Annotated in this window: 1 protein-coding gene; it reads right to left on the reverse strand. The window is 65.1% G+C overall.

What is annotated here, in order from left to right; translation table 11 throughout:
- A partial coding sequence (locus AKN84_RS44295) for a response regulator (RefSeq protein ID WP_128971734.1) occupies positions 1-1,017 on the reverse strand: 1,017 nt, incomplete at both ends.

Consider the following 1,017-nt stretch of genomic DNA (forward strand, 5'->3'; position numbering starts at 1 on the left):
AACTTGGCGACATAGTCGTGGAAGCCGGCCTGCCGGCCGCGCTCGATCGCCGCCGGCGACACCATCGCCGACAGCGCGATGATCGGCAGCTGGTTGAGATTGTGATCGCTGCGGATGTTCTCGGCGAACTCGAACCCGTTCATCTCGGGCATCTCGATGTCGGTCAGCACGACGTCGAAGGCCTGCCCCGAGCGCAGCGCAGCGAGGCCTTCCTGCGCGCCGCCCGCGGTCCGCACCTTGTAGCCGGCGGCTTTGAGCACCGGCGCCAGCATGTTGCGGAAGAACGCGCTGTCATCGACCAAGAGCACCGACTGCGCCGAGGCCGACGGGCGCATCTCCTTGCGCGAGAACCAGTCAGCGAACGCCATCGGCAGGAAGTGGCCGACGTCGATCACCTCAGTGGCCTGGCCCTTGATTACGGCCGAGCCCAGAATGCCGTCCTGCGAGCCTGCGACCTCGATGTTGAGCTTTTCCTCGACGATGTCGATGATCTCGTCGACCACGAGCCCCATCGAGCGGCCGTCATCGGCGAACACCAGGATCGGCTGCGCCCCCTGCGACTGCACCTCGACGCCGGCCATCTGCACCAGCGGCATCAGCTGCTCGCGGTACTGCACCATGTAGCGGCCGTTCGAGAGCTCGATCTTGTCGGTTGCGATCTCTTCCAGCCGGGTGACGAGGCCGAGCGGCACCGCCTTGGGTTGGCTGGAGCCGGCGCGGAACACCAAGAGCGAGGTGAGCTGCTCGCCGCTCGCGGCGTGGGCTGAGGCATTGTCGTCGGCCATGTCATGGGCCGAGGAGCCGGAGGCACCGAGCGCTTTGGCAATCCCGTTGGGATCGATGATCATGATCACGGCGCCATCACCCAAAATGGTGTTGCCGGAGAACATGTCGATGTGCCGCAGCTTTGTGGACATCGGCTTGACCACGATCTCCTCGGTGTGGAACACGCCGTCGACCACGATGCCGAAAGTCTGGCTGCCGACTTGCGTCACCACGATGAAGCCGTTCTCGGCG

It is taken from the genome of Bradyrhizobium tropiciagri (genome assembly GCF_001189845.1).
GTDB classification, from domain to species: Bacteria; Pseudomonadota; Alphaproteobacteria; order Rhizobiales; family Xanthobacteraceae; genus Bradyrhizobium; species Bradyrhizobium tropiciagri.